The following is a 7717-nucleotide window of genomic DNA, read 5'->3' on the forward strand; positions in this document are numbered from 1 at the left end:
CGTGGCAGCCGCCTGGCCGCCCTCCAGGGTGTACAGGGAGTGTTGGATCAGCTCCTCCACCTGCTCGCGGCGCGGCTCCACCACAGGGCCGCCTCGCGCTCGCTGCCCTCGCGGGCCAGCAGCAGCCCGAGGTTGAAGGCACCGTTGCGGCTGCCCGCTTCGGCGGCCTCGCGGTACCAGCGCGCGGCACTCTCCATGTCCCCGCGCGCGGAGCAGAGCATGCCGACCCTGACCTGGGCGCGCCGATGCCCCTGCTCGGCTGCACGCTCGTACCACTCCTCGCACTCCGTCTTCTCCGGCATCGGCTCACCGAGGACCGGTGTCGCGCGCGGCGGGCGGCGGGCGTCGAGGACCCCGGCCAGCCGGAAGGCGGCCTCGGCGCTGCCGCCGCCCGCGGCGGTGCGCAGGTGGCGTTCGGCCTCCTGGTCCTCGCCCTGGCGGAGCAGAGCCATGGCGACCTGGAGCGCCGCGTCGGTGTGTCCGGCGGATGCCGCGCGCTTGTACCAGCCGAGGGCCGCGAGTTCCTCGTCCCGGCCGGCGTGCAGGATGCCGAGGTTGAAGGCGGCGTCCACGCTGCCGGCCTCGGCCGCCTTGGAGAACCACGGCTCCGCCCCGGTCGCGTCGCCGGCCTGCAGGAGCAGCACGGCGAGCGCGTTGGAGGCCTCACGGTGGCCCGCGTAGGCGGCCCTGCGGTACCACTGCTCGGCCTGCGGGGTGCGGTCCTGGGCGGCGCAGAGCAGCCCGAGGTTGTAGGCGCCGTTCACGTCGCCCGCGTCCAGGGCCGCCCGGTACCACCGCTCGGCGGTCTGCGGCTCGCCCCGGTCGGCGTGCAGGGCGCCGAGCGCGTTGGCGGCGTTGCCGTCGCCCTCCTGGGCGGCGCGGAGCCACCACACGGCGGCGCTCTCCACGTCGCCGACGTCCCGCAGCAGGAAGGCGAGGGCGCAGGCCGCGCGCGCCTCGCCGGCCCGCGCGGAGGTGAGGTACCAGCGCCCGGCCTCCTTGAGCTCGCCACGCCGCTCCAGGATGGCGCCGAGGTGCAGCGCGGCACGGCGGTGGCCCCGGGCCGCCGCCTGCCGGTACCACTGCTCGGCCTCGCCGACGCGGCCCTCGGCGGGGCCCGCGACCGGGCCGTCGCCGGGGGCGCGGGCGGGACCGGGAGCGGGCTCCACGGCCTCGACCGGCAGCCGCCCGAGCCCGAAGGCCTGGTGCGGGTCCTCGACGGCGTTGCGCTCGATGGTTCTGGCCAGCCGGTACGCGGCCTCGCGGTGCCCCTGCTCGGCGGCGGCGCGCAGCCAGCGCTCGGCGCCGACGTCACTGCGGTGCTCCAGCAGGTCCGCGAGGGCGTAGGCGCCCAGCGCGTGGCCCTGTTCGGCGGACTGCCGCAGCCAGTACTCGGCGCCCGGCTCGTCGCCCCGCTCGCGCAGGTGGCGGCCGAGCGCGTGCGCGGCCGAGGCGGAGCCCGCGACTGCCGCGATGCGCCACCAGCCGGCCGCCTCGTCCGGGTACCCGCGCTGGTGCAGCAGGACGCCGAGGTTGTTGGCGGCGGCCCGGTCACCGTCGGCGGTGGCCCCGCGCAGATAGGGTTCGGCGGCGTCGAGTTCACCCCGGCGCAGCAGCAGCGCGCCGACGACGCTCATCGCGGCGGTGTCGCCCGCGTCGGCGGCACGCCGGTGGCTCTCCTCGTTCTCGGCGGTCTCGACGGTCTCGGCGGACTCGGCGGCACCGGTCACGCCGCCGGTCGCCCCGGCGTCGGTCACGCCGGACGGGTACGAGGAACCGGCGGCGGTGTCCGTGTCTCCTGGGTTGGCTGGCGTGACCGTGACCCCCGTCGTCTCGGTGGCCCCGGTGGTGAAGTCGTCGCTGGTCACGGCCTGCTCGGCGGCTCCCGCCGCCCCGTCGGTCACCGCGGACGACGCCGCGGCCGGCGCCCGCTCCGGGCCCGGTGTCCGCCGTTGCACAAACCGCCCTGTCTCCAACAGAGTTGCCCTGTCCCCCATAAATACCATCGTCGCACCACCTGTAACCCGCGTACACCTGGTATATCGCGGACAGCGAGGTCACTTCAGCGTTTTGTCGACATGCCCACAGAGAGACAAGTCAAACACGGCCCCGGGCAACTGGTGCCCCGCAAACCGCACTTCACGCCCACCCCGAGGACGCCACGACATGACGAAGGCCCGGATCCAGTGGATCCGGGCCTTCGTCTTTCAGTAGCGGGGACAGGATTTGAACCTGCGACCTCTGGGTTATGAGCCCAGCGAGCTACCGAGCTGCTCCACCCCGCGTCGTTGTGTTCAAACAGTACCACGACGCGGGGGTGGGTTTTCTCAGCTGCCCTGGTCGGAGGCCCCTTCTGCCGAGGCGACGGTGTCCCCGGCGGTGCCGCCGGAAGCGCTGCCGGAGCCCGTGCCCGAATCGGCCGCGGAGCCGCCCGATCCGGACTGGGCCTCCGCGGCCCGCTTCAGGGCGTCCTGGAGGTCGTCCTGGGCCTTGCCGTAGGCCGTCCAGTCCTGCTCCTGGAGCGCCTTCTCACCGGCGTCGTACGCCTCCTGGGCGTCCGCGATGGCCGCCTTGAGCGCCGCGTCCCCGGTGGCCGGCGGCTCGGTCGGCTTCGTAGGTTCGGTCGGTCGGGTCGGTTCTGTGGGCTGGGTCGTGTCCGAGTCCACGTCGAAGACCGCGTTCAGCGCCTCACCGAGACTGTTCTCGAAGACGATCTTCGATCCGAACGAGGCTGCGACCTTGCGCAGCAGCGGGTAGTTCTGGTTGCCACCGCGCGTGTAGACCGGCTCGATGTAGAGGAACCCGCCGTCCAGGGGCACGGTGAGGAGGTTTCCGTACTCGATGTCCGAGTCGGTGCCCTTGAGGTTCCTCACGAACTCGGCGACGTCGTCGTTGCCGTTGAGCTCGCTCTGTACCTGCCCTGGCCCCTTCACCGTGTTGGTGACTCTGAGGAGTCTGATCGTGCCGTAGTCGGAGCTGGCCGCGTCGGCGTCCACCGCCATGAACGCCCCGAGGTCGGGACGGCCTCTCGGCGTGAACGTCGTGGTCAGCGAGAACGTCTGCTGGTCCTGGTCCGGCATCTTCATGGAGAGGTAGTACGGCGGAACGGAGCCCGGTTCCTTGTTGGTCGGGTCGTCCGGCACCTGCCACGCGTCACTGCCGCTGTAGAACTGCGCGGGGTTGGTGACGTGGTAGCGGGTCAGCAGCTCCCGCTGGACCTTGAAGAGATCCTGCGGGTAGCGCAGGTGGTCCATGAGCTCCGCCGGAATGGCGGACTTGTCCTTCACCGTCCCGGGGAACGCCTTGCGCCAGGTCTTGAGGACCGGGTCCTCGGTGTCCCACTCGTAGAGCGTGACGGTGCCGTCGTACGCGTCGACGGTGGCCTTCACCGAGTTGCGGATGTAGTTGACCTGGTTCTGCTGGGCGACGACCGCGCGCTGGTTGGTCGTCAGCGAGTCGGCCGTGGTGTCACCGAGTGTCGTACGGGACGCGTACGGGTAGCCGTTCGTCGTCGTGTACGCGTCGACGATCCACTGGATCCGGTGGTCGACGACCGCCGGGTAGGCGTCGCCGTCGATGGTCAGCCATGGGGCGACCGCCTCGACGCGCTCCTTGGGCGTGCGGTTGTAGAGAATCCGCGAGCCGTCGCCGATGGCCCCCGAGTAGAGGATCTGCGGCTCGCTGAACGAGACCGCGTACGCGGCGCGGTTGAAGGCACTGGCGAGGCTGACCCCGCTGTCACCCTTGTAACTGGTGGTCTTCTCGCCGTCGTCCTCGTAGTCGAGCTCCTTCTGGGGCCCGCCGACGATGGAGTACTGCTCGGTCTTCTCGCCGTAGTAGATCCGCTGCTCGTACTCGCCGAGTTTGCCCGTCGTCGGCAGTCCGGACTCGGTGAAGTCCGGGGAGCCGACGGGGTTGGTGCCCGTGCTGGTGCCCTTGGCCGCGATGGCGCCGTAGCCGTGGGTGTACGTGAAGTGGTCGTTGATCCAGTTCCGCTTGGGCAGGCCCGCGAGGTTGAGCTCGCGCAGACCGACGACGGTGTCCTGCTCCTTGCCGTCCTCCTCGTAGCGGTCCACGTCCAGCGTCGCCGGGAACTGGTAGTAGTTCCGCTTCTGCTGGAGCTGCTGGAACGCCGGGGAGACGACGTTGGGGTCCATCACGCGGTAACTCGCGGCGGCGTCGGCCTGGGTGCGCAGCGCGGCGCCCTCGGTCTCCGTGCTCTTGCCGGCGTAGTCGTCGACCTGTGCGTCGTCGATGTCGTACGCGTCGCGGGTCGCCTTGATGTTCTTCTGGATGAACGGGGCTTCCTTGGCCTGCTCGTTCGGCTGGACCTGGAACTTCTGGACGATGGCCGGGTAGAGCCCGCCGATCAGGATGGCCGAGAGGACCATCAGCCCGAAGCCGATCACCGGGAGCTGCCAGGTGCGGCGCCAGAGCGTCGCGAAGAACAGCACCGCGCAGATCGCGGCGATGCAGAACAGGATCGTCTTCGCCGGCAGGTAGGCGTTGGCGTCGACGTACCGCAGGCCGGTCCAGTTGTCGGTGGCCTTGAAGTCACTCGACTTCACGGCCAGCCCGTACCGGTCGAGCCAGTACGCGACGGCCTTCAACGAGACGAAGACGCCCAGCAGCACCGAGAGGTGTCCGGTGGCCGCGCCGGTCGCGCGGGCGCCGGGGCTGGTGATCCGCAGCCCGCCGTAGAGGTAGTGCGTCAGGGCCGCCGCGATGAGCGACAGCACGACCGCGGCGAAGCCGAAGCCGAGCAGGAAGCGGTACCACGGCAGGTCGAAGGCGTAGAAGGAGACGTCCAGGTGGAACTGGGGGTCCTTCTGCCCGAAGGAGACGCCGTTGACGTACATCAGCCAGGTGCGCCACTGGCCCGAGGCGGAGGCCCCGGAGATCAGCCCGACGAGCGCGGTGACCGCGAGGAGCACCCACTTCTTGAACGGGGCGACACCCATGCGGTAGCGGTCCAGGCTCTGCTGCTCCATCGACATCGCGCTCAGCGGCGGCCGGAGCCGGTGGGCGAGCCAGACGTTGAGGCCGACGGCGAGGGCCATCAGCAGTCCGAAGACGAGGAACAGACCGATCTTGGTCCACAGCGTCGTGGTGAAGACCGACGAGTACGACACCGAGCGGTACCAGAGCCAGTCGGTCCAGAACCCGGCGAACATGACGAACGCCATGCAGAGCGCCGCGAGGACGCCCAGCGTCAAGAGAAGGGTACGGGCACGCCGGGACGGGCGGCCGACTCTGATCCGTGGCCCGGTCGGGCCTCCGCCGCGGTCCGGCATCTGGAAAGCCAACGTGCGCACCTCGTACTTCGGGGTCGTGTGGAACGGGCTCCGCGATCGTAGAGCCCTCCCTTGCAACTTACGGAGGCTTTACCTAGTTCCCGGTCCCGGTGCGAAAAGAGGCAGGATATTGGTATGCCCAACGTTTCTTCCTCAGGCCCTCCGATGGCCGCGAGTCCCCTCACCGTCGCGGTGCTCGAAATCGACGAGTACGCCGCCGGTCTCGGATGGGACCGCCCCGCCCGCCTTTTCGCCCTCGTCGACACCACCAGCCTGCGCGTCCAGGAGCCGGGTCTCGCCGCCCAGCTCGGCCTCGGCGCCGACGGCAAGGTGCCCGCCGCCTTCACCCCCGTCGAGCAGGAGGAGATCCCCTCCGGCAAGCCGCTGGACGAGTTCCTCGCCACCATCGCCTGGCCGGCCGGGGTGGCGGGGTGCGCGCTGACGGTCGAGCGGCTCATGCTGCCGCCCTCCGCCGAGGCGTCCGTACCCGAAGGGCTCAGCGGTAAGAAGCTGACCGCGTGGGTGGCCGCGCACCCGGCGCGGCAGGAGGTCCGGATGACCGTGGCCGTCCTGCGCAACGGCAAGCGCGAGTCCGCGATCCGGCTGCGGGAGAAGGACTCCGCCAACGAGGTCCTCACGGGCCCGGCGCTCGTCCCGGGCCTCGCCGACGCGCTGGCCGCGACCTTCGAGTCCTGAGTGTCCCCGGTGCGCCGAGCGTGCTGACCGTCCGGCCGGGGCCCTGCGGTACGGGGCCGGAGAACTACGAGAGCGTGGTGGCGCTGCTCGGCGCGGCGATGTCGGAACGGGTCGCGGGCCGCGACTTCGGACCGCTCAACAACGCGGACCAGGCGGCCCGTTACGACCGGATCGTCGCCGCGTCGAAGGCGGGGCGCGAGGTGACCGGCCCCGTCGGGGCGGCGGCGGGCGAGGAGGAGGGTTACTGGCGCCCGGCGCGGGTGCTGGCCGATCTGCCGCCGGCCGATCCCGCGGTCACCGAGGAGGTCTTCGGTCCCCTGCTCACCGTCGAACGGGTGGCCACGGTGGAGGAGGCGCTGACGCTGGCCAACAGCGTGCCCCAGGCGCTGGCGTCCAGCGTGTGGACGAGCGATCTGGAGCGGGGGATCGATCTGGCGTCCCGGCTCGACGCGGGCGAGGCCTGGGTCAACTGCCATCTGGTGCAGACGGCCGAACTCCCGCACGGCGGACGGGGAGCCTCGGGCCACGGCACGGATCTGAGCGTGCTCGCCCTGGACGAGTACCAGAGGCCGAAGACGGTCACGGTGCGGGTCGGACGGCCGTAGAGACGTCGCGCGGCGGTGTCCGTCAAATCGGCTTCTGCCGACCGGGGGCGCCCACGTACCGTGTGATCACTCATCCGTGCGACGAAGGCAGCCCCGCAAATGCCCCTGTTCGACCTGCCCCTCGAAGAACTCCGCACCTACCGCTCCACGTCGGCGGAGCCCGCCGACTTCGACGCGTTCTGGTCGAAGACCCTCGAAGAAACCCGGAGCCACCCGCTCGACGCCCGCTTCGAACTCCGCGCGGACACCGGCCTGAAGACCGTCGAGGTGTACGACGCGACCTTCGCGGGCTTCGGCGGCCACCCGGTCAAGGGCTGGCTGGTGCTTCCGGCAGGGACCACCGAACCGCTCCCGGTGGTCGTGCAGTTCATCGGGTACGGCGGCGGACGGGGGCTCGCGCACACCCATCTGCTCTGGGCGTCCGCCGGTTTCGCCCACTTCGTCATGGACACCCGCGGCCAGGGCAGCGGCTGGGCGGGCGGTGACACCGCCGACCCGGTGGGCAGCGGTCCCGCGTTCCCCGGGGTCATGACCCGGGGCATCGAGGACCCGCACGAGTACTACTACCGTCGGCTGTACACCGACGCGGTACGGGCGGTGGAAGCCGCCAGGTCCCACCCGCTCGTCGACGCGTCGCGCACGGCGGTCGCCGGGATCAGCCAGGGGGGCGGCATCACGCTCGCCGTCGCCGGTCTGGTGCCGGACCTGGTGGCCGTGGCGCCGGACGTGCCGTTCCTGTGCGACTTCCCGCGCGCCCTCACGGTGACCGACCGCAACCCGTACCGTGAGCTGGGCAATTACCTCAAGACGCACCGGGGCCGCACCGAGCGGCTCAAGGCCACGCTCGCCTACTTCGACGGAGTGCACTTCGCCTCGCGGGCGACGGCTCCGGCACTGTTCTCGACGGCGCTGGAGGACCTCACCTGCCCGCCGTCCACGGTGTTCGCGGCGTTCAACGCGTACGCCCACACCGACAAGTCGATAGAGGTGTACGACTTCAACGACCACGAGGGCGGCGGCCCCTACCAGGAGCAGAATTGCTCCGGGGTGACGTTCTCGCGGCGCCTTCGGCAGTTTTCGTACGCATCCTCGACGTGACCGGTCGAAGGGGCGCGGCCGGTT

General features: G+C 71.0%; 5 protein-coding genes and 1 tRNA gene. 3 read left to right on the forward strand and 3 right to left on the reverse strand.

The window, feature by feature from the left end; genetic code table 11:
• Positions 1-47: 47 nt before the first annotated feature.
• The 3 genes from ACWD3D_RS30230 to ACWD3D_RS30240 all read right to left on the reverse strand — a co-directional run bounded on the left by ACWD3D_RS30230 (position 48) and on the right by ACWD3D_RS30240 (position 5294).
• Complete coding sequence (locus ACWD3D_RS30230) at positions 48-2006, reverse strand: tetratricopeptide repeat protein (protein WP_451463942.1); 1959 nt, start codon at positions 2004-2006, stop codon at positions 48-50.
• A gap of 205 nt (positions 2007-2211) precedes the next feature.
• Positions 2212-2285, reverse strand: a tRNA-Met gene (locus tag ACWD3D_RS30235).
• Positions 2286-2327: 42 nt separating this feature from the next.
• Positions 2328-5294 carry a UPF0182 family membrane protein gene (locus ACWD3D_RS30240; protein ID WP_451463946.1) on the reverse strand — a complete coding sequence of 989 codons (2967 nt, stop codon included), beginning with the start codon at positions 5292-5294 and terminating at the stop codon, positions 2328-2330.
• A gap of 135 nt (positions 5295-5429) precedes the next feature.
• Between ACWD3D_RS30240 and ACWD3D_RS30245 the strand changes: the two genes are divergently transcribed.
• The 3 genes from ACWD3D_RS30245 (at position 5430) to ACWD3D_RS30255 (ending at position 7693) form a co-directional block, all read left to right on the forward strand.
• Positions 5430-5990, forward strand: coding sequence for a PPA1309 family protein (locus tag ACWD3D_RS30245; RefSeq protein WP_451463943.1), 561 nt, complete (start codon positions 5430-5432; stop codon positions 5988-5990).
• Positions 5991-6010: 20 nt separating this feature from the next.
• A complete protein-coding gene (locus ACWD3D_RS30250; RefSeq protein ID WP_451463944.1) occupies positions 6011-6595 on the forward strand; it encodes an aldehyde dehydrogenase family protein in 585 nt (194 codons plus the stop codon).
• Between the two features lie 99 nt (positions 6596-6694).
• Entirely contained in the window at positions 6695-7693 is a 999-nt protein-coding gene (locus ACWD3D_RS30255; protein ID WP_451463945.1) for an acetylxylan esterase, read from the forward strand.
• Positions 7694-7717 lie beyond the last annotated feature (24 nt).

The organism is Streptomyces sp. NPDC002690 (assembly GCF_053592415.1).